This window comes from Nocardia xishanensis NBRC 101358, assembly GCF_001613365.1.
Classification (GTDB): Bacteria; Actinomycetota; Actinomycetes; order Mycobacteriales; family Mycobacteriaceae; genus Nocardia; species Nocardia xishanensis.
The window spans coordinates 1-25675 of the sequence record NZ_BDCF01000060.1 but is presented as its reverse complement, the minus strand read 5'-3'; the positions used below and the strand labels follow the sequence as shown (position 1 = coordinate 25675).

Genomic DNA, 25675 nt, shown 5'->3' with positions numbered 1-25675 from the left:
CGCTTCTCCTTTCGCTCATCCCGCTCCGATGGCGAGTAGCTGGCCGAACGCGAGGCCGCCGTCGTTCGGCGGCAGCCTGCGATGGCACAAGACTTGAAAGCCCTTCTCCCGCAGCAACTTCCGAGCCGCAGAGAACAGCAGTGCGTTCTGGAACACCCCGCCGGACAGGGCGACCGGCGTGGACGCGGTGCCGTATTCGACGGCGAGGGCCAGAATCAGGCGCGCGACCGCCGCGTGGAAGCGCGCGCCGACGATCTCGGCGGGGACCCCGGCCCGCACATCGGCCACGACTGCGGCGATCACCGGGGCGGGGTCGATCGCGGCGACGCCGCGACCGCGCGCGGCCTTGCCCGCCGGGACGGCGAACTCGTAGCGTCCCGTCCCTGCATCCGCACCGCGGGACAGGCCCTCCAACTCGATCGCCGCTTGGGCCTCGTAGTCCACCTCGTGGCGCACACCGGCCAGTGAGGAGACCGCGTCGAAGAGCCTGCCCATACTCGAGGTAGGGACACAGCCGAAACCGGTGTCCAGCTGATGCGCCAGCACCTTGCGCTCCCCGGCCGGGCAGGCCAGGACGGAGGGGATGTCCTCGGTCCAGTCGATGCCAGCGGCGCGCAGGTGCGCCAGCGCCATGCGGTAGGGCCGCCGGACGCTCAGGTCGCCACCGGCGAGGGGCACGTAGCGCAGATGCGCGAGCCGCCGGTAGCCCTTGTACCCGGCCGCGAGGACCTCGGCGCCCCAGATCGCCCCGTCCGGTCCGAAACCGGTGCCGTCGAACGCGATTCCGAGCACCGTCGCGGCGGGGTCGAGACCGTTCTCGCCCATCACCGCTGCGATGTGGGCGTGATGGTGCTGCACCGTCCGGATCGGACGCCCGTCTGCGTGCTGCTCGGCCCACGCGGTGGACCGATACCGGGGATGGGCGTCGGCGGCCAGCTGGACCGGGCGCACGGCGGTGAGCTCCTCGAGATGCCGCTCGGCCTCGGTGAACGCGCGCAGCGTCGCCAGATCGTCCATGTCGCCGATGTGCTGGCTCAGCCAGGCGTAGCGTCCGTCGGCCACCGCGCAGGTGTTCTTCAGATCGGCGCCGACCGCGAGCGTCGGCGGCATCGGCGCGGGCAACGCCAGCGGTAGGGGCGCGTATCCGCGCGAGCGGCGCACCGGCAGTTCGACGCCGTCGACCAGCCGCACCACCGAATCGTCACAGGGGACCACGATGCGCCGGTTGTGCGACAGCCACGCGTCGGCGAGGCAGGCCAGGCGCTCGCGCGCGTCGGCGTCGTCGTAGCAGATCGGTTCGCCGCCTAGGTTTCCCGAGGTCATGACCAGCGCCCGCGGGCCAGGTGGATCGCCCGGCAGCCCGAACAACAGCAGATGCAGCGGTGCGTACGCGAGCATCACGCCGAGATCGGGATTGCGCGGGGCCACCGAGGGCGACGGGGCTGGAAATTCCTCGGAGACAGTCGATTTCGAGTCGTCCCTGCGCCGCGGCAGCAAGACGATCGGCCGGGCGGGGCTGGTCAGCAGGTCGGCGGCGGCGTCGTCGACCTCGACGATCGCACGCGCGGTCGCCAAGTCCGGCGCCATGAGCGCGAACGGTTTGTCACCGCGCCGTTTCCGGCGACGCAGCTCGGCGACGGCGCCCTCGTTCGCCGCGTCGCAGGCCAGGTGATAACCACCGATGCCTTTGACGGCGAGAATTCCACCGCGGCGCAACAACTCTCGTGCCGCCGAGACCGGATCGCCCTCGCCGGGACCGGTGTAGCCGAGGGTCGGGCCGCAGTCCGGACAGGCGATCGGCTGCGCGTGGAAGCGACGATCGGCGGGATCGGCGTACTCGCGGGCGCACGCGTCGCACATGGGGAACTCGGCCATCGAGGTCCGGTCGCGGTCGTAGGGCAGGCTCGCGATGATGGTGAACCGGGGGCCGCAATTGGTGCAGTTGACGAACGGGTGCCGGTAACGGCGGTTGGCCGGATCCCGGAGTTCGTCGGCGCACTCGGCGCAGATCGCCACATCCGGTGAGGCCAGCGTGCGCCCACCGCCGTCGCGGGTGGTGTCGGCGATGTGGAATCCGGTGCCGCCGCGCACCGGGGTCTCGGTCGATTCGAGGGATTCGACGACGGCCAGCGGCGGCGGTTGACAGCGGACACGGCGCTCGAACTCGTCCAGCTCTCTGGCGGCGCCCTCGACCTCGATGACGACCCCGGAGCTGTCGTTGGACACGCGGCCGGTCAGCGACAGCTCGGCCGCCGTCGTATAGACGAACGGCCGGAAGCCGACGCCCTGCACCACGCCGCGGACCAGGATCCGCCGCCGGGTCCGCATCACGGCTCCTCCCCGCGCCCGAGCAACTTCAGACCCGTGAGCGCCTCGGCCGCGCCCGCCTCGTCGGTCTTCTCGACCGCGAAACCCATGTGGATGATCACCCAGTCGCCGGGTCCGACCGAGCCCTCGTCGAGCATGCCGATGTTCACTTTGCGTGTCTCGCCCGAGACGTCGACCAGGGCGATCTGATCGTGGTAGCCCTCGGCCAGCTCCACGACCCGGCCCGGAATGCCGAGGCACATCGGTCACACCTCCTGTCGATCGAGCAGCTCCGCCACGACCGAATCGACCGCGTCGGCCGCGGCGGCGAGCGCCGCTTCGACCGGATCGGTGAGACCGATCCCTTCGGCCACCGACACGATCTGGCAGCCGACGACCACCGTCGGCGGCACCGTGCCGCCGAGTGTCCTGACCATCGAGAACACCGCATCGGGATTCATGGCGTGCGCGTCGAGCTGCGTGACGGGGTCGTTGGTCTCGTCGGCGTCGAACACCTCGACCCGGCCGGGAGCGCCCCGATCGGGCAGCGCGTCGACGAGCACCAGCGCGTCCCAGTCGTCGAGCAGGTCGTAGGCGAGGTGCATGCCCCTGATCCCGTAGTCGGTGATGCGCACGCTCGGCTCACGGTGGGGCGGCAGTCGCCGCACCACCGCGGGGCCGAATCCGTCGTCGCTCAGGAAGATGTTCCCGATACCGGCGACCAGCACCTTTCTCGTCGTCTCACCCCTGATCCTCGGTCGGCGTCGGCGTGGTCGCGCCGCCGACATCGGCGCCGCCCACCTCGCCGGTGGCCGTCTCGCCCGGTGGGTTCGCAGTCTCCTTGCGCCCTTCGTAGGGCGGCACCGCCGCCTCGGTATCGGTGGGCGCCTCGGTGGTGAAGCCCTTTTCGCGGTCGGTGCGCACCTCGTCGGCCGAGGTCAGCTCCTCGTGCCCGATGTCGCCGGGCTCGCGGTCGGAGGGACCGCCCGCGACGGCTTCCGACCCGGTATCACGCGAACCGGGTTCGCCGCGCGCGGATTGTGGCTCTTGGTTCTTGTCACCCATGACTCGTCCTCCCGATCGCTACATGTGGCGGATCTTCAGATAGCGGCGGATGTCCGGTATCGACCGCAGCCCGATGAGGGCGAATATCGCGGCGATCGCCGCCAGGACGACGACCGCGATCACTCCTACCGTTTCCATGGCCGATCCTTTCTTTCATTTCCTTCGGTTTCGTCGGATGGTCTGTCGAGCGGCTCGATCTCGTCGGGCGCGAAGTACAGGTAGCGGCCGTACCACTCGTGCATGTCGGCGGCGGGGTCGTTGTCGATGACCACCCCCACGTGCACGTCGCCGTCGACGTCTTCGTGCACCGTCACCACGCGCGCCTGCTCGCCGTCGTAGAACAGATCGTGGGCGTCGGCACGCCGGGACGGATGCAAACGGACCCGGCTACCGCGGCGCACCAGGACACCCGCGACGAGGACGGCGTCGAATTCGGGTCGTACGGCGTTGTCGGCCGCGGGATCCCACCAATCGAGATCGTCCGGAACCTCGGGAAGCACGCGTGGCCGGTCCGCCGGTTCGCGCAGCACGCCGTGCAGCCGGTCCAGTTGCTCGGCGGTGGTGGCATCGCAGCGGTCGACGATGCGCGCGGCCAGCGGATCAGTGGCGCGGGCCTGCTCCTTCTCCTCGTCGGTCAAGGTCATCACGCGCAAGGTCAGGATCTCGTCGATCTCCGTCGAGTCGAACAGCGGCCCCTCGCTCTGTTCGGCGATCTCCGGGTGGTCGTAGAGGATGATCGGCGAGACGAGCAGCAAGGTACGGTCGCCCGCCGGTCCGGCGAGGACGGGGAAGCATCGGTGGTGGGCGCACTGCCCGGCGGCCGCGGCCGCTTCCTCCGGCGGCTCCAGCAAGGACGCGAACTCGCCGCCTTCGAGTTCGGCGATCACGTGAGCGCCGAGCATCGAGCGCGCGAGCGCGTCCTGCTTGTCACGCGGCGCGGCGGCGACATTGCGGACCGTGATCGTCACGCGGCGGCAGCCCGCCACGTGATCGACCGACAGCTCCAACCGGCCGTCGATCGGCTCGCGGATGCGAACGAGCCTGCCCGCGACAGCGCCCGCGGCGTCGTGCACGTCCTCGACGTCGGCGCCGCCCGGGACGTGCACACGAAACACCCTGTGCTCCAGCGGCATCGGACCGTAGTCGATCTCGTGTTCCACTGCCTCGTCCCAGCTGACCAAGACACGGCCTTCGACGTCGAGCTCGGCGACCTCCTCGCCGTGCCGGTCTTCGATCGTGCGCCGCTGCAATTGCAGAAACCGCACGGCGAGGCCGAGTGTGGCATCGTCGCCGGCGACGACGGGGAACTGTGCGCGCAGCTCCGGGTCCTCGCCGATTCCGGCATCGGCGGCGCCTTCCGGGCCGAGCACGCCGAATTGCCAGCGGCACTGGTTCTTCCGGGAGTTCGCCCGGTACGGGTACAGCAGGTAACCCTCGTACAACACCGCGTCGGCGACCGCGCGTGCCCTCGCGCGCGCGGACCGGACCGATCGTCCCGTGGTCATGTCGCGTCCCGGCCCGCGGTGAGAAGTTTGGTCACCGCGTCGTCGTAACCGAGCAGTCCGCGTTCGGATTTGAACGCCGACAAGGCGTCGAGCGTCTCGCGGGTCAGGCGGACCCAGCCGGAGTTGGGGAAGTGCGCGTCCATCAGGTCGCGCCACACCGAGACCGGCATGTCGAAGGTGTCCTCGCGATCCCACGGCACCTGCTGCACCGCGAAACCGCCCTCACCCCTGATGAATACCGTTCCGCTGAACAGAAACCGCAGCGGCACCGTGCCATCGCGCAACGCGTGCAGGTACTTCGATCCCGCCACCTCGAAGTCGTAGGTGCACTGCATCGGCAGATCCACTTCCGCGCCGCCGGTGAACCCGGGAATCGTTGTTGCGCAATGCATCCAGAGAAAGGTGCGCTGTGTGTCCTGCCATCGTTCCCGCGCGCCGAACAGGTCTGTCAGCCCCGCCGCTTCCTCGTCGGTGTAGGACCGGCGGCGCGGTTCGATCCTGACCTGCGCCCGCAGCGCGATGGCGTGCACGGGCTCCTCGGCCAGCGCCGCGATGCCGACGCGCGCCGAAAGAATCGGCGTCACCGCGTACGGCTCCGGCTTGATGCCGAGCACGGCGAAAGTGATCGAATAGGCCGGGCTCATCGCGCACCGCCCGCCCGCGCCCGCGACGTCATCGCCGCGAAGAACTCCTCGATGTACCGGTGCGCCTCCTGGCCGCCGTCGAAGCCGTGCCACAGCAGCCGCATCCGCCCGACGAACTCGTAGCAGGCGTCGATCGGCAGCAGCAGGCAGGCGCCGGGACCGCCGCGGTGCGGCATCCGGATCAGCAACGCCTCGACATCATCGTCCGCGATGTCCAACTCGGGGTGGCGCTCCAGGATCGCGTGCCACTTCGGCAACGGGAGTTCGGACTCGGTCGCGCCCGCAGGCCCGGGATAGAAGGCCACGGTGCGTCCGAGTGTGGAGTTGCGGAAGAAGAAGGCCAGTCCGACCGGGATCTCGAGCGCGTCCCACTCCGCCTGGTCGACGACCACGTCCGGGAACGCCAGGTAGCGATCCGGCACAGCCCGGTACCGCAGATCGGCGGCGCTGTCGGTGAAGAGCAGATAGCAGGCGCGGCATACGCACATGAGCTGCCTGCCCTCGATGCTCACCACGTGCTGGTGCGGCTCACCGATGCGTTCGGCGCACATCTCGCAACGCTCACCGGCCGGGACCGGAGCTGGTCGCGGCGCGGTGAGACGTCGCAGCACGCCGAACGGGGACGTCATCCGGCCACCTCCGCCGGAATTGCCACCGACAGCTCCCCCGATCGCACCAGCACCGGCAACGGTTCGAGGTGACCGTCGCCGTCGACGCGCGCACCGGCGTGGACCGCGTCGAAATGCGCTCCGCACGACGGACATCGCAGCACGGCGTCGCCCACCGGGAAGCCGAGGCGGCGGTGCAGCGCCGCGCCCGCCATGGAATCGCCGCAGGCCGCGCACCGGTCGCGGTAGACGAACAGCTCGTCGCCGACCCGGCAGGCCAGCACCGCGACACCGGCCACCGCGAACCCGCCGACTTCGCCCGGCCCGATCTCGTCGAGCTCGGGCACCGTGATCCAGCTGCCCTGCTGCTGAGCGTGCACGCGCGAGAACAACGACTCCGTCGCGATCACGTTCGAGCCGGACGCGGGCTCGGCGGCGACCACTTCGATCGCCGTGATCTCCGGCGCGGCGGCGCGCACCGCGTCCTCGACGGCCAATTCCAACGTGACCGCCGACGACGGGCAGCTGCGGCAGCTGCCCGCGAACTCGAGCCGCACGACACCGTCCTCGATGCCGCGCAGCTCGACGTCGCCGCCGTGCGAGCCGAGGTAGGGCCGGACACTGTCCAGCGCGGCGCGCACCCGGGTCGTCACGTCGTGTGGGTGCAGTCCGTGGACCAGCAGCAGACTCGCGATCAGGTCGTCGCCCGCGAGACGTTCGATCGCCGTGTCGTCGAGCAGGCCGACGATGCGCTCTAGGCCCGCGCCGTAGAGGTCGGCGACCTCGCGGACCAGCTGCTCGGCGCGCTCCCTCGCCGCGGCACCGCCCACGGAACTCGATTCGAGCAGGGTCTCGATGCGATCGCCCGCGTCACGCCAGCGATCGCCGTCGAGCGCTGCCCCGTCGTGTCCGTCCACAGTGCCCATCTCTCCTCGCGGGCGCGTCATCGGCTACTCCGCGGTGAGCGACTGGGTGGGGGAGTGCAACGTCTCCAGCGTCTTTCCTTTGCCGAGATACATGTGCACGCCGCACGGCAGGCACGGATCGAAACTGCGCACGGTGCGCATGATGTCGATGCCCTTGAAGTTCTCCCGGTCGTTCTCCTCGAAGATCGCCTGTCCCTGCACCGCGTCCTCGTAGGGGCCCGGCGTGCCGAAGCTGTCCCGAGGGCTGGCGTTCCACGGCGTCGGCGGATACGGGTGGTAGTTCGCGATCTTGCCGTCCCTGATCACCATGTGATGGGAGAGGACACCGCGCACGGCCTCGGTGAAGCCACAGCCGATGCTCTCGTCGGGAACCTCGAACGTCTCCCACGTCTTGGTGTGCCCGGCACGGATCTCCTCGATCGCCTTCTCGGCGAAGTGCAGCGCGCACGCCGCCGCGTAGGCCTGGAAGTAGGTCCGGGCCCGGTCGCGTTCGATGGTGTTGCTACCGGCGGACGGGATCTTCCATTCCAGCTCGACCGGTCCCTTCAGGGCGGTCTTGGGCAGGTTGATCTGCACGCTGTGCCCGGTCGACTTCACGTAGCCGATGTCGACAAGCCCGGCCAGCGCCGTCGACCACAGCCTCGCCAGCGGCCCGCCGCCCGTGTCGAGCGCCAGATGGTCGGTGCCGTCGAACCAGCGCGGCGACATCACCCAGCTGTACTTGTCCTCCAGGTCGCGCTTCTGCGGCTTGGGGTTGGTGTGCTGGTTCCACGGATGGCGCCGATCGACGGGATTGCCGAGCGGATCGGTCTTCACGAACGTCTCTTGATCGGTCCAGTCGTCGTAATACGAACTGCCCAACAGGATTCGGATGCCGAGGTTGATGTCGACCAGGCTGGTCGTGAGCAGCTTGCCGTCCACAACCACGCCGGGGGTCACGAACATCTTGCGACCCCACTCCTCCATGTCCTTGTACTCGAAGTTGCAGACCTCCGGGTCCTGGAAGGAACCCCAGCACCCGAGCAGCGTGCGGCGCAGGCCCACCTTGTCGTAGCCGGGGAGCGCCTCGTAGAAGAAGTCGAACAGGTCGTCGTGCATCGGCACGGTCTTCTTCATGAACTCCACGTAGCGCATCAGGCGCGTCATGTAGTCGGTCATCAGCTGGATGGTGGCGACCGTGCCGACGCCGCCCGGATAGAGCGTCGACGGATGCACGTGCCTGCCTTCCATCAGGCAGAACATCTCGCGCGTGTAGCGGCTGACCTGAAGCGCCTCGCGGTAGAAATCGCCGCTGAACGGGTTGAGCGCTCGCATGATGTCGGCGATCGTCCGGTAGCCGTGCGCGTCGGCGTGCGGAGCCTCGGTGCGCTCGGCGCGGGCCAGCACGCCCGGATTGGTCTCCGAGACCATCTTCTCGCAGAAGTCGACGCCGACCAGGTTCTCCTGGAAGATGTTGTGGTCGAACATGTATTCGGCGGCCTCGCCGAGATTCACGATCCACTCGCCCAGATGCGGCGGCCGGACCCCGTAGGCCATGTTCTGGCAGTAGCACGAGCAGGTGGCGTGGTTGTCACCGCAAATGCCGCAGATGCGGCTGGTGATGAAGTGGGCGTCGCGGGGATCCTTGCCCTTCATGAAGATGGAGTAGCCGCGGAAGATCGACGACGTGCTGTGGCACTCGACGACCTGCTGATTCTCGAAATCGATCTTGGTGTAGATACCAAGGCTGCCGACGATCCGGGTGATCGGATCCCACGCCATCTCGACGAGGGCGTTCGGGTCGATCTTGCGGTGCGACGGCTCCGGAATGATCTGGGTCATCGAAGTCCTCCTACCACGTGCGGGTCGCGCCGGATTCCAGCTTTTCGCCGCGGTGCCGCCAGCGCGGCTCCTTGTCCACGGTGCGGCCGGTGACGTTGCGCAGGCTCCGGATCACCGTTCCGTACAGGCCCGAGGCCACCGACGAGAACTTGCCACCGGGTGGCTCGTCCATGAACGGCATGAACTTGTCCGGGAAACCGGGCATGGTGCAGCCGATGCAGATGCCGCCGACATTGGGGCATCCGCCGACGCCGTTGATCCAACCGCGTTTGGGCACATTGCATTTCACGACCGGACCCCAGCAGCCGAGTTTCACGATGCACTTCGGCGATCCGTACTCGGTGGCGAAATCGCCCTGCTCGTAGTACCCGGCGCGATCGCATCCCTCGTGGACGGTCGCGCCGAACAGCCACTTGGGCCGCAGCACGTCGTCGAGCGGGATCATCGGCGCCTGGCCCGTCGCCATGTAGAGCAGGTAGGTCAGGGTCTCGGAGAGGTTGTCCGGTTGGATCGGGCAGCCGGGTACGCACACGATGGGAATACCGGCCTTGCTCTTCCAGTCCCATCCGAGATAGTCCGGCACGCCCATCGCCCCGGTCGGATTCCCGGCCATCGCGTGGATGCCGCCGTAGGTGGCGCAAGTGCCCGCGGCCACGATCGCGGTGGCCTTCGGTGCCAGACGATCCAGCCATTCGCTGGTCGTCATCGGCTGTGCGGTCTCCGGGTTGTTGCCGAACCCGCACCAGTAGCCTTCGGTGTGGAGCTTCTCGTTCGGAATAGATCCCTCGACGACCAGGACGAACGGTTCGAGTTCGCCGCGGTCGGCCTTGAAGAACCATTCGAGGAAATCGTCGGCCCCACCGTTCGGGCCGCATTCGAAATCGACCAGGGGCCAATGGACGGCAACCTTGGGGAGACCCGGGAGTGCACCCAGGGCGATCTCCTCGATGCTGGGCTGGGAGGCGGCAGTCAGCGCCACCGAGTCACCGTCACAACTGAGGCCGGCATTGATCCAGAGAACGTGGATCAACGTTTCTTCGGCTTTGACTGCTTCCTGAGTAGGCATCAAATGCCACCTTTCGAAGCTGGAGCGCCGTACAGAAATCTCTGTGGGAAGACCGTACGGAATGTGACACTCGTCACGTCAGTCTATGCGGGGGTTGTGGCTTCCTCAAGGGAGGTCGACGGCGGGGACTTGTGCCCCGAAATCCACGTGTACCAGCCGGGCAAGCCCTCGCCCGTGATCGCGGACACCGGCAGAATCGGCACGCCGGGATTGATCGAGTGCGCATATTCAGCGCACCGATCGAGCTCGAAATCGACGTAGGGAAGCAGGTCGATTTTGTTGACGACAATCAAGTCGGCGGCCGCGAACATATGCGGATATTTCAGCGGCTTGTCGGTGCCCTCGGTCACCGAGAACACCACGACTTTGGCGAGCTCGCCCAAGTCGAACAGCGCCGGGCAGACCAGGTTCCCGACATTCTCGATGAACAGCAGGGTGCCGGGCACGGGGTCGAGCTCGTCCAGCGCATGTCGCAACATTTCGGCATCCAAATGGCAACCCGAGCCCGTGTTGATCTGCACCACCCGGCATCCGGTCGCCTTGATGCGCTCGGCGTCGAGCAGCGTCTCCTGATCGCCCTCGATCACCGCGACGGGTCGATCGTCCAGATCGCCGATGGTGCGCTCGAGCAGCGTCGTCTTGCCCGCACCCGGCGAGCTGGTGATGTTCAGTGCCACGATGCCGCTGCGGCGCAGTCGTTCCCTGTTGTGCTGCGCCAGCCGATCGTTCTTGGCCAGCACCTTCTCCTCCAGGGTCACCGTCTCGGTGACCGGTACGTGCACGTGGTCCGCGTGGTCGTGATCGTCGTTCCCGTGCTCGTGGGAGTGGTAATGGCCTCGAGGGTCGTGGTGGTGCTCGTCGCGCTCGTTCGGCTGGTCGCGCAGGACCGTGATCATGGCCGCCGAATCGCCGCATCCGCAGGTTGTGCACATGGTTCGCTCACTTCCATCGTTCGGATTCGAAGCTCCCGGCCGGATCTGATCTCGACGTCGGCGCTGCCGCACGGGCAGAGCAGGATCAGATCGGCGAGGGCGAAATCGGCGCCGCAAGACCGGCAGACCGCGGTGCCGGGCACCGTCTGGATGACGAGCGCCGCACCGTCCGCATCGGTCCCTTCGGTCGCCAGCTCGAAGCAGAACTGCATCGCCTCGGGCACAATCGCGCACAGTGCACCGACCTCCACGGTCACGCTGTGCACCCGCCTGCCCGCCGCATGCTCACACACGGCGTCGACGACACTCTGAGTTATCGCCATTTCGTGCATCGTGGCCTCGGCTTTTCGGAGATGGCCTCTTTCGAGGCTACTCCGCAGCACATCGCGCCTGCGCGGTAACGAAGAATCCGTCGCGTGGCGGCGGGCGGCGGTTTCGACCGGCGGCGAGCGGCGTGGTTCAACCTTGTCTCAACCCTCGCGCGCGAGAGTGATCCACACCACGACATGTCGTGTGATCCGATCCGTGACTCAGCGAGGAGTATCAGCCATGACCTACGCCAAGCCCGGTGCCGAAGGCAGCGTCGTCGACTACGCGCGCCGCTACGACAACTTCATCGGGGGCGAATGGACCGCGCCGGTGGAGGGCCGCTATTTCGAGAACCCGTCACCGGTGGACGGCGAGGTGTTTTGCGAGGTGGCGCGTTCGACCACGCCCGACGTCGAGCTGGCCCTCGACGCCGCGCACCGCGCCGCCGACGCCTGGGGCGCGACCTCGACCACCCAGCGCGCCAATCTCCTGAACAAGATCGCTGACCGGATCGAGGAGAATCTCCAGGCGCTCGCGGTCGCCGAGACCTGGGACAACGGCAAGCCGGTCCGCGAAACCCTGGCCGCCGATCTGCCGTTGGCGGTCGATCACTTCCGCTACTTCGCCGGGGCGATCCGCGCCCAGGAGGGCAGCATCTCCGAAATCGACGCCGACACCATCGCTTACCACTTCCAGGAGCCGCTGGGTGTGGTCGGTCAGATCATCCCGTGGAACTTCCCGATCCTGATGGCGGTGTGGAAGCTCGCGCCCGCGCTGGCGGCGGGCAACTGCGTGGTGCTCAAGCCCGCCGAGCAGACGCCCGCGTCGATCATGAAGGTCGTCGAGCTCATCGCGGATCTGTTGCCGCCGGGTGTCGTCAACGTGGTCAACGGTTTCGGCGTCGAGGCGGGCAAGCCGCTGGCATCCAACGCGCGGGTGGCCAAGGTGGCGTTCACCGGCGAGACCACCACCGGCCGCCTGATCATGCAGTACGCCAGCGAGAACATCATTCCGGTCACGCTCGAGCTGGGCGGCAAGAGCCCCAACATCTTCCTGCCCGACGTGGCCGCCGCGGACGACGAGTTCCTGGACAAGGCGGTCGAGGGTTTCGTGATGTTCGCGCTCAACCAGGGCGAGGTGTGCACGTGCCCGTCGCGGGCGCTGGTGCACCGCTCGATCTTCGACGAATTCATGGGCCGCTGCGTCGCGCGCACCAAGGCCATCAAGGGCGGCAACCCGCTCGACGAGAGCACCATGATCGGCGCGCAGGCCAGCAACGACCAGTACGAGAAAATCCTGTCCTACATCGACATCGGCAAGCAGGAGGGCGCCGAACTGCTCACCGGCGGCGGCCCGCGCAAGGTGGAGGAGTTCGCCGGCGGTTACTACATCGAGCCGACGATCTTCCAGGGCCGCAACGACATGCGGATCTTCCAGGAGGAGATCTTCGGTCCCGTGGTGTCGGTGACGGCGTTCGACTCCGTCGACGAGGCGCTCACCATCGCCAACGACACCCTCTACGGCCTCGGCGCAGGCGTGTGGACGCGCGACGGCAACACCGCCTACCGGCTCGGCCGCGGCATCAAGGCGGGCCGGGTGTGGACCAACTGCTACCACGCCTACCCGGCGCACGCCGCGTTCGGCGGCTACAAGAAGTCCGGCATCGGCCGCGAGAACCACCGGATGATGCTGGACCACTACCAGCAGACGAAGAACCTGCTGGTCAGCTACTCGCCGAAGAAGCTCGGATTCTTCTGATGCCCGACGCCGTCGAGCGGGTCGCGCTGACCGAACGCGCGGAAGCGTTGCTGCGCACGCTGATCGAGCGGCACGGCCCGGTGATGTTCCATCAGTCGGGTGGATGCTGTGACGGCAGCGCGCCGATGTGCTACCCGCGCGGGGACTTTCGCGTCGGAGCGTCGGATGTGCTGCTCGGCGTCCTCCCGCAGGAGACGCCGTTCTGGATGAGCGCCGATCAGTTCCGCTATTGGAGTCACACCCACCTCACCGTGGACGTGGTGCGCGGGCGCGGCGGCGGGTTCTCGCTGGAAGCGCCCGAGGGCGTGCGGTTCCTGATCCGCTCGCGATTGTTCACCGACGCCGAGACGGCGGCGCTGGAGGCTCAGCCGCCACCGCCGTGCGGTGCGGATCCGGCGGCGACGGACGCCGCGAACTCCTAGCGAAGAGAACACGTTCGGCTCCGGCATAGGCCTCGTCGCCGGCGCCGGAGCCGAGCGCGCGACCACCTTTCTCCGACCCCCGGTATTCGCGACGCGCGCGAGTTACCCTCGGTGCAGCGAGGATCGCGCCTTCCTGCGGCCGTGCGACGACGAACGCAGCGAGGAACCGCCGACGGCCGAGGACGGAGGGAAGCAGTCGCGAGATGGCACGACACGACTCCCTCTCACAGCGACGCGCCGCGCTGGAGAAGGAATGGGCGCGTTGGGCGCCCGCCGCTGCCGCGGGGATCGACAGCTCACAGCTGCGCGGCGAAGTGGTCCAGTCCTGGATGAGATCTCGGCGCACCGTCGATCCCGAGCTGGACTGCGCTCCGGCCGCCGGTGACGACGTCGGCGCGCGCTGGTCAGAGTCGCCGCTGCGGGCTCCGTTGTTGGAACTGTCCGACCATCTGCACGCCATCACCCACGACTCCGATTTCGTCGCCGCCGTCACCGACGAGGATGGGACCATCCTGTGGTCACACGGCGGGGCCGTGATGCGCAGACGCGCCGAACGTGTCGGCTTCGCGCCCGGCGGTCGATGGGACGAGACGCACATGGGCACCAACGCGCTGTCGCTCACGCTGCGCACCGGGCGGCCCAGCAGCGTGTTCGCAGCGGAGCATCTGGTGGCCGCGCTGCACGAGTGGGTCTGCTACTGCGCGCCGATCCGCGGCGCGGACGGACGACAGCTCGGGGTGCTCGACCTGTCCACCACCTGGGATCGCTCGCATCCGCTCGCCATGTCGACCGTGCGGACCCTGGCCGCCGCCATCGAGGCCAAACTCCAGCAGGGCGAGAAGGCGCTCGCGCCCGGTCCACGGCTCACCTGCCTCGGCGGCGCCGAGCTGATCCGCGGAGACGAACGAATCACGCTGCGTCGCAGGCATTTCGAGATTCTGGCCTTGCTCGCGCTCGAACCGGACGGTTTCACGCCCGAGCGATTGCAGCTGGCGATCTACGGCGACCGCGCGCCCGCGGCGAGCACCGTGAAGGCCGACGTCTCCCATCTGCGCCGCACCGCGGTCGGCGACATCACCAGCCGCATCTACCGATTGGCCACCCCGCTCTCCTGCGACGCGGCCGACGTCCTCGCCGCGCTGGCGGCGGGGGACACCGCCACCGCGGTCCGCCTGTATCGCGGTCCATTGCTCCCGGACTCGCAGACGCCCGGCATCGTCGAATGGCGCGAGTACCTCGAGGTCGGCGTCCGCACCGCGGTACTGGCCTCCGACGACCCCTCGCTCGCACTGCGATACGGCGCGAAAGCGCTCGAGGACAGCGAGATTCACGAGCATGCCTGCCGTCTGCTCCCCACCGCCGACCCGCGGCGAGCGATCGCGACCGCCCGCTTGCGCGCGGCGTCGCGCGGCTGAGACGCATCGGCGTGACAGCGGGGCGTGTTTCAGACGATCTCGTTCAGCTTGCCGGTCGGCGACGTCGAAGACCTACGGTTTCCCGCCGCCACCTGCACTGTCGCCATCGTATGCGACTCTGGTCAGAGAACCGCGCAGGTGGTGATGGTGAGCATGAGAAGAGTCAGGGTGGCGCCGAAGGCGATGCCGCCGTCGCGGATCGCCGCCCACACGGTGGCGCCGTCCGCCTTGGCGAGCAGAGCGGCGAGGACGCCCGTGAGGAGGGCGCTAAGTACCGCGGTGGTCAGGAGCAGGGCTTTCGTGATGAGCGACATGGCTTTCCGTTCGGGAGAGGTGACGTTGCCGGACTCCATAGAGCCCGTGAATCCCCGCGCGGACCAGTCGCTCGCGCGGATTCCGGGCGACTGTGCCCAGGTCGGTGCGGGTTTCCCGGCTTCGCGACTCGTACCGAGTCGGGCCGAGCCGAGCCGGGGGCCGCGCCGGTGAGCGACAAGGATTCTGCGCGGGCGGTATTCCTCGCCAAATGGCGCGAATTGCACAGGGCGGCGGGGGCTCCGTCACCGACCGCGGTGGCGCGGGCGATCGGCGGCGCGGTCCCGGTCAACACCTTGTCGGGCTGGTTCCACGTGGACGACGACGCGGTGGTCGTGCCGCGCGACGAACGCGGATTCGAGACCGTCCTGCGTTACCTGTACGGCAGGTCGGGACGAGTGCCCGCCGGGCGTGCCGTGGACGGCCGGACGATGTCGAGCTGGCAGAAGCTGCGCCGCGAAGCGCGCAAGCGCGCACCCACGCCGGAAACGGTCGAGCCGGAGGACGTGGGCACGGCCGTGCCGGCATCGCGTCCCGTCGTGACGAGCGCATTGCGCAGGGACGTCGCGGCGCTGCTCGGACGGGACGACGTGCTGGAGCGGATTCTGCGCCTCGCGGAGCACGACAGTCCGTCGCGGATCGTCACCGTCGACGGAATGGCCGGCGTCGGCAAGACGGCACTGGCCACGCGCGCCGCGCATCGGTTGGCGCCCGCGTTTCCCGACGGCCGGTACTTCGTGGAACTGCACGCCCACACCCCCGGCCACAGCGAAGCCGACCCCGACGACGTGCTGGCACGGCTGCTGATCGGTGTGGGCATGGACCCGCGGACCATTCCGGAGACTTTGCCCGGCCGACGCGACCTGTGGCGAGATCGATCCAGCGACAAAAGGATTCTGCTCGTGCTCGACGACGCACGAGACGTTCACCAGATCGAACCCCTGCTGCCGTCCGGCGGCGGCTGCTTCACGCTGGTGACCAGTCGCAGGCGGCTTGTCGCTCTCGACGGAGCGACGCCGCTTCCCCTGTCCTTGCTCGAAAAAGAGCCCGCGGCAGAGCTTTTCGCCGCAGCCGCGGACCGGCACGCGGACACCGACAACGCGGCGGTGCGGCGCATCGTGGCACTGTGCGGGTACTTGCCGCTGGCGATCGTGCTGCTAGCGGGTCGCGTCGCGCACCATCCCGCCTGGAGCATCGCCGAACTGGCGGAGGAGTTCGCGGCGTTCGACAGCGACCGATTGGACGAACTCGATGTCGGCGACCGCGCCGTGCGGATCGCGTTCACGATGTCCTACGAACGTCTGCCCGCTCGACGGCAGCAGTTGTTCCGATGGCTCGGCCTGCATCCCGGCAACGAGCTCGATGTCGCGGCGGCCGCGGCGCTGTGGGACTGCGCGCGCGGCCAGGCGCGTCGCGAATTGGAAGCCCTCTATGCCGACCACCTGCTCGAGGAGACGGTGCGCGGCCGCTACCAATCCCACGACCTACTCAGGGAATACGCTCGCACACTCTGCGCCTCGGAACCGGCCGAGACGATCGACCGAGCCTTGTCCAGGCTGCTCGATCACTTCGAGTCCCGCTCGGCGGCCGCGAGCCGGCTGCTGACCCGCCTGCACCAACCCACGGCGACATCCGCCGACCCCGCGCAGCGCGCCGCGTCGGGCCTGGGATTCGACGACGAGCGCGCCGCCTTCGCCTGGATGCGCCTCGAGCGCGCCAACCTGCTGGCCTGCCTCGACCTCGCGGCGTCGACGTATCCGCGTCGGGTCGCGGTGCTGGCCGCGTCCCTGGCGAGTCTGGTCGAACGGGACGGCCCGTGGGGCGAAGCTGTCCGGCTGCACCGATTGGCGGTCGAGACGGCGCGCCTGCTGGGCGATCGATCAGCGGAAGCCGACGCGTTGGACAGCCTTGGGGTCGTCTACCGATTCACCGGCAGATACCCCGAGTCGGCGGACGCGCACCGAGCGGCGCTCGACATCTATCGCGAGCTGGGACACCGTCACGGAGAAGCCAACGCTCTCAACAACTTCGGGGCAACCCGCTGGTTCTCGGACGATCAGGACTTCGCCGAGGCCGCCGACCTGCACGGCCGAGCTCTGGCGATCTATCGGGAAACAGGCCACCGCTGCGGAGAAGCTCTCGCGCTCAACAGCCTCGCCATCGTGCACCGGTTCGGCGGCCGTCACGCCGAGGCTGGGGAATTGCACGAAGCTGCCCTGGCAATCTATGCGGAACTCGGCGAACGCCGGGGAATGGCGGTCGTTCTGGAGGGTCTCGGCATCGTGGCGAGACTGACCGGGGATCACCCCGAAGCGTCGCGCTTGCACGAACAGGCGTTGGGCTACTACCGCCTGCTCGGCGACCGTCACGGCGAAGCCAGCGCACTGAGCAATCTCGGAATCGCCGCGAGATCGACCGGCGACACCACCGCGGCCGTCGAGTTGCACAGGCAGAGCAGATCGATCTACCGAGAGATCGGTGTGCGCCTCGGCGAGGCCTATGCGGTCCTGCAACTCGGGACCGCCTACACCGTGCTCGGCGATCACGACGCGGCGAACCGGTATCTCGGGCAAGCATCGGAACTCTATCGTGACCTGGACGAGCCGGAAGGTCGAGCCGCTGCGGCGAACGTTCTCGGGTCCGTCGCCCGGTCGACCGAAAACTACCGTGCGGCGAGGGATCTTCACGAGCAAGCACTTCGGACCTGCCGCGACCTCGGCTATCGACACGCCGAGGCCGAGGCGCTCGCCGAACTTGGCTCGGTTCACGTGGCGACAGCCGAGTACACCGACGCGACAGCCTGCCTCGACGAGTCGCTGCGCATATACCGAGAACTCGGCGACGCCTTCGGCCGCGCCACGGTAGCGAACAAACTCGGCGCGCTCTCCACCGCCACCGGTGACCACGAACAAGCTTTGTCTCGCTACACCGAAGCACTGGAGCTCGCCCGTCGAACCGGCGGACGTCTCGAGGAGGCCCGCGCCCTGGAAGGCATCGCCCACACCCGATTCGCACTCGGCGACCGAGAACAGGCGGCGAACGATCTACGAGCCGCCATCGAAATCTACCGCCGCGCAAGCGTTCCCGAAGCCGCCACGGCAACGACCTTCCTCGCGACCCTCACCGGAGACACGGAGTGATCCATCGAGCGTTTCCAAGCTGTGACGAGGGTCGGCAGGCGTAAGAGGCAGCACCGCGACAGGTTTCGCTTCGGCCATCTCCGTGGCATGCATCGCCACCCTCGGCATTCGAGCGTCGAGGACCGAGGCAAACCGCAGCTTCGACCGCCGTGAGTACGGGCCGGTCACAAGTCTTCGCCGCGGGCTTCCGGTCGCGGTCAGCACTTCGACAGTGACCGGTTCGGTGAACTGTCAGCTGGGATCGATCGCAAGCAGGGCGGCACTGACCTCGGCCGAATCTCGGTTCGATCCTGGTGAATCCGATTCGCGCCCGCGATGATCTGCACCGGCTGATCCACGATACCGCCGTTCGTCACGCGCAGCGCCGCACGACCGGGCAGTTGCTCGCCGAACTGCGCGACAGCGTTGACGCACGGGTCGCGGCCCTCGGCACGACACCGGCCGACCGGCTGATGGATGTGCTCGTGCACGGCCAGGACATCGCGCTTCCCCTCGGCATCGAGCGGACGATGCCGGTCGCCGCCGCGCGTGCGGGCATTCAGCGCGTCTGGGAGGTGGGCGCCCCGTTTCATGCCCGCGAGAAGCTCGGCGGGCTACCGGCTCGTGGCGACCGACGACCAGTGGACCGTAGGTGACGGACCGGTGATCGAAGGATCGCTCACGGCTCTGCTGCTGCTGACGACCGGACGCGACGCCGCGCTGGATCGGCTCGCCGGAGACGGGGTGACCTGGTTGCTTTCGGAGCGGCGCTGGCCGTTGCGGGTCCGTGCGGCGGCCGGTGGGTTGGTCGTCGCCGCCCAGCAATCGGTCGCGGGCGGGACGAGGTGCCGAACACCGTCGGAAACCCCTAGCGGGGAGGCTCTTTCGGCTCCCCGGGCGGCGTCCCGCGCCAGTGCAGGACTTCGAGTGCGGCGGCGACCGCGATCGGGTTCGTCGCGAGCGGGCGCGGGAGCAAGGCTTTGGCCTGGTCGAGCCGCCGGATGACGGTGTTGCGGTGAGTGAAGAGGCGTTCGGCGGTGCGCGAGGTGTTGCACTGTTCGCGCAGGTACGTGGTGAGCGTGCGCCGCGTTTCGGGATCGGCGTGCAGCAGAGCGCCGAGCGTGTCGCGAACGAATTCGTCGGCGCGAGTGGGGTCGCCGGTCATGAGCGCCACGAGCGCGACGTCGTCGAAGTGGGCGACACGTTGCGGCGAGGTGAGCCGGGCCAGCATGCGTTGCGCGGTCAGTGCGTCGAGGTGGCTGCGGCGGAAGCCGTCGAGGTCGCGGCCCGGTCGCCCGATCGCGACGTGGACATCCGTGTCGGGGTCGAGGCGCTCCGTCACGTGATCCGTGGTCACGGCCGTGTCGACCGGCAACCACACCCAGAGGACCGCGGACCCGGCGACGATCGTCAGCCTGCGCGCCGCGTCGCTCACGCGGGTGAGCGCTTCGGCGACGGACTCGAGCGCACCCGCGTCCGTGCCGGTGCTGCTCCAGACGATCGCGGCGGTGTGCGGGCCGGTGAGACCGTAGCCGAGCTGCATCTCGGCGCGCGCCCGGTGGATGGGCGCGCCCTCGAGCAGCAGCGTCACGGCGGACAGGCGATCGACGGCGCCCCCGAGCCGGACGCGTTCACGGTCGAGTTGCTGCCCGATGGCGTCGATGGTGTCGTCGATGTACGCCGAGATGGATCGTTCGGAGACGTCGAGTAATTCGGCGAGTTCGGCTCGGTCGGAGGTGAGGTCGAAGCACAGTCGCATCCAGCGCCGCCAAGCCACGCTCTGCCCGAGGCGGTAGGCGTCGAGCGCGCCGGGATCCATGCCGCGCCTGGCCAGGTCGCGCGCGATGTGCAGCGTTTCAGGGGCCAGGTTCGGCGGGACGCGGCGGCCGGGATCGCGCACGTTGAATTCGGCCCAGTCCCGCAGAATCGCCGCGCTGCCGGTGCGCATGCTCGCGGCGAGCGCGGGGTCGTCGACGGGTGCGTGCGCCCGGAGCCGAGCGAGCGTGGTGGTGTACAGCTCCTCGAGCCAGTCCGCGCTGGGGTCGAGCATGATCTCCGCACCGCGCCGGATCAGCTCCCGCACCGCGGTCGACGGGGTCGGCCAAGGCGTGGTCATGGTGAACACTATGCACCGATTTTCGGCCGGATGGGAGGCAGGTTGTTCTAGCAATCGGCCAGGCTCGAGGCGCATCGTTGAACGCACGGAATTCGAGTCGCCACTTACCGAGGAAGGTTTTCGTGAGCAGCAGCGAGATCGAAGCGGTGATCAGGTCGGCGCATTCATGGCCGGCGCACATCGAGGAGCTGGCGCCGCTGCCCGCGGAGGCCGTGTCCGTCGCCGACCGGTTCACGGCGCGGATCGGCAGACGGCTGTTGCAGGCGCCGTCCTGGCTTCGGCTGTTCCTGTCGGGGACGCCGCAGGTCCAGATCGATGGTGAAAAGCTCGATCCCGGTATCCAGCTCGCGCTGCGATTCTTGCGGCTGCGCGGGGTCGCGACGCTCGTTCCCGATTCGCGGCGCGGCAGTCCCGACGTCGCGGACACGCGCGCGAGGCTGCGGCGTACGGCGGCCGCGTTCACGCTCGACAAGACCGAGGTCGGCGGCGTCCGGGACATCGAGATCGCGGGAGCCGACGGTCCGCTGCGCGCCAGGCATTACCGGCCGCTCCCATCGCGTACTTGCGACACCCCGCCGCTGCTCGTGTTCTTCCACGGTGGCGGGTACGTGCTGGGCGACGTGAACACCCATGACGAACCGTGCCGCATGCTGTGCCACTACGCCGGAGTGCAGGTCCTGTCCGTCGACTATCGGCTCGCGCCGGAGCATCCGTTCCCGGCCGGAGTCGACGACGCGTTGGCCGCGTTCCAGTGGGCCGTCGCGCACGCATCGGCGCTCGGCGCCGACGCGAACCGGGTCGCGGTCGGTGGGGACAGCGCCGGTGCGACCCTGAGCACCGCGGTCACCCGCATCACCACGCGTGCGGGCGGCCCGGCCCCCGCCCTTCAGCTCTTGCTCTATCCCTCGGCCGATCTCACGGAGTCCAGGACCGTCTCGGACGAACTGTTCGCAGAAGGCTTCTATCTGACCGAGCACGATCGGCAGTGGTGCCGCGGGCACTACCTCTCGAGTGCGGTGAACGCCGACGGCGCCGACCCGCGCACCTCACCCGCGCTGGCCGATGATCTCTCCGGTCTGCCGCCGACCGTTCTCATCTCCGCCGCCTTCGACCCGTTGCGCGACGAGGACGAAGCCTATGCCGGTGAGCTCCATGCGGCCGGGAATCGCGTTGTGCTGCAACGTATGCCGGGGTTGATTCACGGCTTCCTCAACATGACGGTGGTTCCGGCCGCGCGCGACGCCGTCTTGCAGATCGCCGGGATGCTCAGAGCGGGCCTGGCAGAGTAGGCGTATCTTTCCGTTGTCACATTCGTTGAAGTGCAGCGGAATTGATCGCGGTCCGAGAGGCTTGTCTGGAGGCGGCGGCGTCGGCTGTGGCGCTGCCCAGTGAAACGGCCGTGGCTGCGGCGTGGGACCGGCCGAGTGCGTTGAAAGAGTTCAGCGTGCACGGGCTCGCGGGCCATCTGGGGGCGCAGGTCCTCCGCGTCTCCCAGCTGCTCGAGGCCGAAACTCCGAAAGCGGAGCCGCTGTCGGTCGCCGAATTCTTCACCCGCGCAGCTGCTTTCGATGCCGACGTGGACTCGGAGTTCAGCGTGCGCATCCGGCGTAATGGCGGGTCCGCCGCGGCCGACGGCGCGCGAGCATTGGCGGGGCGAGGTCGAATCGGCGCTGGCTCAACAGCGGGCGGCGTTGCCCGCGGAACCAGCCGACCGGGTTGTCTCCGCTGTCGGAACCGTTTCGCTGCTGGACGATTCCCTGCTGACACGCATGCTGGAAATCGTCGTGCACTCCGACGATCTGGCGGTGAGCGCCGACATCTCGACGCCACTGTTCCCGCCGCGGGTCTTCGAACCGGTGCTCGGCCTGCTGTCGCGACTCGCGGTGGCCCGGCACGGCCAGCCCGCCGTTCTGGGCGCGCTGAGCCGAGCCGAACGCGCGCCCGGAACGATCGCGGCCATCTGACCGGACCGGTGTTCCGAAATCAGGAGCACTGCTGTTCGCGGGCGCGCTGCTGCACGGCCTCCGAACCGCTCAGTACGGCATGTCCACCGGCAGCACGGCGAGCTGAGCGATATTGACGCCGGATCGCCTACTGGCGACGAAGGCGACGATCTCGGCGATATCCTCCGGCGACATCATCGTCACCGCGCCCGCCATCTCGGTCAGCTGCGCGGCGAAGTCCGGGTCGGCGACCTGACCGCCGATCTCGGTGCCGGTCATTCCCGGTTCCACCGCGCTGACACGAATCCCCTTCGGCCCCAGGTCGGTACGCAAGTTGCGCACCAGGTGACTGACGGCCGCCTTGGTGGCGAAGTACACGCTGTAGCCGGGGTAGGCGACCTGCGCGCCCAGCGAGGAGATCGCGACCAGGTCGACCTGGCCACCCCGCTCGGCCGCGGTGAGCAGCGCGGGCAGGAAGGCGTCGACGGTGTGCAGCACGCCGTTGAGGTTGACCTCGATCTGGTGCTGCCAGAGGTCCGTGCGCCGGGCCTGCGGGAGGGCGGGCTGCATGACACCGGCGTTGGGCACCAGCAGATCCACCGTCCCCAGCGCCCGGTCGATCTGCTCCGCCGCATCCGCCAGGCCGGTCGGATCGGTGACATCTGCCTCGATCGCGAGCGCGGTGCCGCCCGCCGCGGCGATCTCCTCGGCCAGGTCGGCGATGCGGTCCTTGCGCCGGGCCAGCAGCGCCACCGAGGCACCCGCGGCGGCCAGCTCGCGCGACGTCGCGGCGCCGATGCCCGAGGACGCACCGGTGACGACGGCGACGCGTCCGGCGAGAGGCTGAGTGGTCATAGTTCGCTCCGTTCGATTCGGTCCGGCCGATGCCGGTGTCGCCATCGTGTCGCCGGGCGGCCAGGGCGAACCAGGTCCGGCTTCGACGAGGGTCCGCTGTGCCTGGGTCTGGCAGTACCAGGCAGGCCCGGCGCGCGGGGGTCGATAATCGGCTCATGAGCAGAAACCGGGAACTCGGCGAATTCCTGCGCAATCAGCGCGCCCGACGGCTGCCCGAACCGGGCGCGGTCTGGTCGGGTAACCGCCGGGTGCCCGGAATGCGGCGCGAGGAGGTCGCGCAACTGGCCGGGATGAGCGTCGACTACTACGTGCGCCTCGAACAGGGCCGGATCGGCGCCGTGTCCGAGGAAGTGCTGGACGCTGTCGCGGGCGCCCTACACCTCACCGATACCGAACGCGCCCATCTGTTCCGGCTGGCCGCCCGTCGGCGGTCGACGCCGGGCCGGGAACACCGCGCACTGATCGATCCCGGTCTGCAACGCCTGCTCGAGTCGTGGCCGACCACGCCCGCGCACATCCTCGACCACCGGATGAACGTGGTGGCCGCCAACGACCTGTGTATCGGCCTGTTCGCCGGTGCGGGCTGGGACCTGAGCGGTGAATCCAACGGCGCGCGACTGGTATTCCTCGATCCGGCCGCCCGCGAGTTCTATCTCGAATGGGCCGAGAAGGCGGAGTCGATCGTCACCTACCTGCGGCTGGCCGCGGGTCGTCATCCCGGCGACACCGAGTTGTCCGCTCTCGTAGGCGAACTCGCCGTCGCGAGCCCCGAGTTCGCGACCTTGTGGGCGGCGCACCGGGTGGCGGAGAAGGGCAGCGGGACGATGCGGGTGCGTCATCCCGTGGTCGGCGTGATCGCGCTGTTGTTCCACGGTTTCCCGGTGCCCGGCGACACCGACCTCACCCTGGTCACCTTCACCCCGGCCACGGCCGCCGACGAAGAGGCGATCCGCCTGCTCGGCAGTTGGACGGCACCGGAGCCGTCATTCGACGAGCGGGAATCGTTTGTCGCGGAAGCAGATCCGGCCGTGCGGCGCGACATCGGCTAGGGCGGCCCGGTGAACGTCACCGTCATCGCGTCGATGGCGGTGAAGTGCGATTTCTCGGCGGCGCACGGGATCCGATGACCCGCAGGGTCGGAATCGCCATCTGGCGTGCGCGGGCGTCCGTCTCTTGCTCGATCTGCTGAGCAAGTCCGTGTCGTTGTCCGCCGCTCCGAGGTTCGTGCGGGCGGGGTTTGACCGGCCGCCCCCAGTACGGCCGCAACTACCCCGATGGCGAGGTGCGTCGCCGCTACCACTGCCAGAAGCGGCAGACCGGAGGCGGCTGCAACCGCGTCTCGGTCGATGTGCGGACCCTGGACCGGGAAGTGGGTGCGCTGGTGGTGGCGATCTTGTCCGATCCCCGCCACGGCGATGCCCTGGTTGCCGCCGCGAATGATCTGGCCCGGCGGCGTCGCCCGATCGCGGACGCGTTGGCCGAGGCGCGTGAAACGGCGACGGTGATGTCGGCGCGCTTGGGTAACGGGGAGATCAGCCTGGACCGCTACGACACGGTGATGGCCGGGGTCGATGCCCGCATCGCCAAACTCGAGGCCGAACTCGACGGGCTCGACGCCAAATACGACGTCGATGATTCTCCGACCGCGCGGACCGAATCCGCGCAGGCATGGAGAACCCACTGGGAGGACGCGGGCACGGCCGACAAACGCGCCATGATCAAACGCGCGTTGCGCGGCAAGCGCCTCGAGTCGGCCCGGCCACCACGGCGGGACCGGTCTTCGATGCGTCCCGGATCCGGATTGTGGACAAGAACCCCGCCCGTCCCGGGGTACAGGACGGCCCCGGGGCGGGCGTCGCGGGCGACGTCGGCACCGGGGCCGGGGACGGGGTTTCTGCGGCCTAACGGGGGCCGTCAGGCGGCGTTCGGGTACTGGCGCGGGTCGCTGCTACTGGTGGCGGCCCGTTTCCGTGCCCGGACGCGGTCGAGGATGGCGGCGATGCCGTCGAGCTGGGCACGGTCGAGGGGTTCCCAGTCGGCGACGACCTCGCGCCAGTAGTCGATCCGTTCCGGGTCCAGCGGCACCACCACGGGCCGGTCAGGGTCGGGCGAGGCCGGTTCGGGTTCGGCGGGGTTTCCGGTCATGGCGGGTGGCTCCTGACGGTCGGGAGACGACGGGGTGTATTCATCTACTTCCGCCGAAATCGCCATTTCGGGACACCGGCCCCGTAGGTAATTCGTCACACCGGGCCGAGCGCGCCCCGGCGAGGCACACTCGGCAGCACGCCGCTGTCGGCAACGAACGCGAGCCAGGCAGCGGCGGGCTGCGTCAGCGGTATGGGACGCGGCCCAACGCGCGAGCCACCCCCTGACCAGCCGGACGGCAAGGCGAGAACGCCGAGCGCGGACTACAGGCGGCAGGAGGCCGAGGCGAGCCGCTCCCGATCAGGCCGAATGCGAGACACTGCGCGCAGAGGTGTGCGTGCACGGATGTCTATACAGCAGATGTGTATAGACAATCCCGGGTGCTATCCGCGCGGATATACCGGCGG

The 25675-nt window shown here is 68.7% G+C and carries 25 protein-coding genes; 8 read left to right on the top strand and 17 right to left on the bottom strand.

The window, feature by feature from the left end; genetic code table 11:
- Positions 1 to 15: 15 nt before the first annotated feature.
- The 13 genes from hypF to NX1_RS30845 form a co-directional block, all read right to left on the bottom strand.
- Positions 16 to 2328, bottom strand: coding sequence for a carbamoyltransferase HypF (hypF, locus tag NX1_RS30900; RefSeq protein WP_068067269.1), 2313 nt, complete (start codon positions 2326 to 2328; stop codon positions 16 to 18).
- A complete protein-coding gene (locus NX1_RS30895; protein WP_068067265.1) occupies positions 2328 to 2570 on the bottom strand; it encodes a HypC/HybG/HupF family hydrogenase formation chaperone in 243 nt (80 codons plus the stop codon). Before NX1_RS30895 ends, hypF begins: the two co-directional genes overlap by 1 nt.
- A gap of 3 nt (positions 2571 to 2573) precedes the next feature.
- On the bottom strand, positions 2574 to 3095 hold the full coding sequence (locus tag NX1_RS30890; RefSeq protein ID WP_068067261.1) for a hydrogenase maturation protease: 522 nt from the start codon (positions 3093 to 3095) through the stop codon (positions 2574 to 2576).
- Positions 3049 to 3372, bottom strand: a complete 324-nt coding sequence (locus NX1_RS30885; RefSeq protein WP_068067253.1) for a hypothetical protein — start codon at positions 3370 to 3372, stop codon at positions 3049 to 3051. The genes NX1_RS30890 and NX1_RS30885 overlap by 47 nt, the downstream gene beginning before the upstream one ends.
- Positions 3373 to 3390: 18 nt before the next feature.
- Positions 3391 to 3510, bottom strand: a complete 120-nt coding sequence (locus tag NX1_RS38785; RefSeq protein WP_373864934.1) for a DUF6893 family small protein — start codon at positions 3508 to 3510, stop codon at positions 3391 to 3393.
- A complete protein-coding gene (locus tag NX1_RS30880) occupies positions 3498 to 4877 on the bottom strand; it encodes a hypothetical protein (RefSeq protein ID WP_068067244.1) in 1380 nt (459 codons plus the stop codon). Before NX1_RS30880 ends, NX1_RS38785 begins: the two co-directional genes overlap by 13 nt.
- Positions 4874 to 5521: a DUF6084 family protein gene (locus NX1_RS30875; protein ID WP_068067241.1), complete on the bottom strand. Its 648-nt coding sequence runs from the start codon at positions 5519 to 5521 to the stop codon at positions 4874 to 4876. The genes NX1_RS30880 and NX1_RS30875 overlap by 4 nt, the downstream gene beginning before the upstream one ends.
- Positions 5518 to 6150 carry a DUF5947 family protein gene (locus tag NX1_RS30870; protein WP_068067239.1) on the bottom strand — a complete coding sequence of 211 codons (633 nt, stop codon included), beginning with the start codon at positions 6148 to 6150 and terminating at the stop codon, positions 5518 to 5520. The genes NX1_RS30875 and NX1_RS30870 overlap by 4 nt, the downstream gene beginning before the upstream one ends.
- Positions 6147 to 7055 (bottom strand): NifU family protein, encoded by a 909-nt coding sequence (locus NX1_RS30865; protein ID WP_068067236.1) that lies wholly within the window; start codon positions 7053 to 7055, stop codon positions 6147 to 6149. Before NX1_RS30865 ends, NX1_RS30870 begins: the two co-directional genes overlap by 4 nt.
- A 24-nt stretch (positions 7056 to 7079) precedes the next feature.
- Positions 7080 to 8876 (bottom strand): nickel-dependent hydrogenase large subunit, encoded by a 1797-nt coding sequence (locus NX1_RS30860; protein WP_068067233.1) that lies wholly within the window; start codon positions 8874 to 8876, stop codon positions 7080 to 7082.
- 10 nt (positions 8877 to 8886) lie between these two features.
- Positions 8887 to 9942, bottom strand: a complete 1056-nt coding sequence (locus NX1_RS30855; RefSeq protein ID WP_068067229.1) for an NADH-quinone oxidoreductase subunit B family protein — start codon at positions 9940 to 9942, stop codon at positions 8887 to 8889.
- 83 nt (positions 9943 to 10025) lie between these two features.
- The gene (hypB, locus tag NX1_RS30850; RefSeq protein WP_068067225.1) at positions 10026 to 10874 is read right to left on the bottom strand and encodes a hydrogenase nickel incorporation protein HypB; all 849 of its coding nucleotides are present in this window, start codon (positions 10872 to 10874) and stop codon (positions 10026 to 10028) included.
- The gene (locus NX1_RS30845; RefSeq protein WP_068067222.1) at positions 10835 to 11206 is read right to left on the bottom strand and encodes a hydrogenase maturation nickel metallochaperone HypA/HybF; all 372 of its coding nucleotides are present in this window, start codon (positions 11204 to 11206) and stop codon (positions 10835 to 10837) included. Before NX1_RS30845 ends, hypB begins: the two co-directional genes overlap by 40 nt.
- A gap of 217 nt (positions 11207 to 11423) precedes the next feature.
- Between NX1_RS30845 and adh the strand changes: the two genes are divergently transcribed.
- The 3 genes from adh (at position 11424) to NX1_RS30830 (ending at position 14778) form a co-directional block, all read left to right on the top strand.
- On the top strand, positions 11424 to 12941 hold the full coding sequence (adh, locus tag NX1_RS30840; RefSeq protein ID WP_068067219.1) for an aldehyde dehydrogenase: 1518 nt from the start codon (positions 11424 to 11426) through the stop codon (positions 12939 to 12941).
- A complete protein-coding gene (locus tag NX1_RS30835; RefSeq protein WP_068067218.1) occupies positions 12941 to 13363 on the top strand; it encodes a DUF779 domain-containing protein in 423 nt (140 codons plus the stop codon). The genes adh and NX1_RS30835 overlap by 1 nt, the downstream gene beginning before the upstream one ends.
- Positions 13364 to 13566: 203 nt before the next feature.
- Complete coding sequence (locus tag NX1_RS30830) at positions 13567 to 14778, top strand: helix-turn-helix domain-containing protein (RefSeq protein WP_068067216.1); 1212 nt, start codon at positions 13567 to 13569, stop codon at positions 14776 to 14778.
- A 122-nt stretch (positions 14779 to 14900) separates the two neighbouring features.
- On the opposite strand, the gene NX1_RS36665 is transcribed toward NX1_RS30830, so the two are convergent.
- On the bottom strand, positions 14901 to 15131 hold the full coding sequence (locus tag NX1_RS36665) for a hypothetical protein (protein ID WP_068067214.1): 231 nt from the start codon (positions 15129 to 15131) through the stop codon (positions 14901 to 14903).
- A 129-nt stretch (positions 15132 to 15260) separates the two neighbouring features.
- Here NX1_RS36665 and NX1_RS30820 point away from each other — a divergent pair, with 129 nt between their 5' ends.
- Positions 15261 to 18230, top strand: a complete 2970-nt coding sequence (locus tag NX1_RS30820) for a tetratricopeptide repeat protein (protein ID WP_068067212.1) — start codon at positions 15261 to 15263, stop codon at positions 18228 to 18230.
- A gap of 293 nt (positions 18231 to 18523) precedes the next feature.
- Entirely contained in the window at positions 18524 to 18865 is a 342-nt protein-coding gene (locus NX1_RS30815; RefSeq protein WP_068067210.1) for a maleylpyruvate isomerase mycothiol-dependent enzyme family protein, read from the top strand.
- Between the two features lie 212 nt (positions 18866 to 19077).
- On the opposite strand, the gene NX1_RS30810 is transcribed toward NX1_RS30815, so the two are convergent.
- Positions 19078 to 20325: a PucR family transcriptional regulator gene (locus NX1_RS30810; RefSeq protein ID WP_174555546.1), complete on the bottom strand. Its 1248-nt coding sequence runs from the start codon at positions 20323 to 20325 to the stop codon at positions 19078 to 19080.
- A gap of 122 nt (positions 20326 to 20447) precedes the next feature.
- On the opposite strand from NX1_RS30810, the gene NX1_RS30805 reads away from it, so the two are divergent.
- Both NX1_RS30805 and NX1_RS37530 read left to right on the top strand, forming a co-directional pair.
- Positions 20448 to 21614: an alpha/beta hydrolase gene (locus NX1_RS30805; RefSeq protein ID WP_245668759.1), complete on the top strand. Its 1167-nt coding sequence runs from the start codon at positions 20448 to 20450 to the stop codon at positions 21612 to 21614.
- Positions 21615 to 21935: 321 nt separating this feature from the next.
- Positions 21936 to 22289, top strand: coding sequence for a maleylpyruvate isomerase N-terminal domain-containing protein (locus NX1_RS37530; RefSeq protein ID WP_218024207.1), 354 nt, complete (start codon positions 21936 to 21938; stop codon positions 22287 to 22289).
- A gap of 69 nt (positions 22290 to 22358) precedes the next feature.
- On the opposite strand, the gene NX1_RS30795 is transcribed toward NX1_RS37530, so the two are convergent.
- Positions 22359 to 23123, bottom strand: a complete 765-nt coding sequence (locus NX1_RS30795) for an SDR family oxidoreductase (RefSeq protein ID WP_068067208.1) — start codon at positions 23121 to 23123, stop codon at positions 22359 to 22361.
- 155 nt (positions 23124 to 23278) lie between these two features.
- Here NX1_RS30795 and NX1_RS30790 point away from each other — a divergent pair, with 155 nt between their 5' ends.
- Positions 23279 to 24172 (top strand): helix-turn-helix transcriptional regulator, encoded by an 894-nt coding sequence (locus tag NX1_RS30790; RefSeq protein WP_068067206.1) that lies wholly within the window; start codon positions 23279 to 23281, stop codon positions 24170 to 24172.
- A gap of 865 nt (positions 24173 to 25037) precedes the next feature.
- Here NX1_RS30790 and NX1_RS30785 read toward each other — a convergent pair.
- Positions 25038 to 25268 carry a hypothetical protein gene (locus NX1_RS30785; RefSeq protein WP_068067204.1) on the bottom strand — a complete coding sequence of 77 codons (231 nt, stop codon included), beginning with the start codon at positions 25266 to 25268 and terminating at the stop codon, positions 25038 to 25040.
- Between the last annotated feature and the right edge of the window lie 407 nt (positions 25269 to 25675).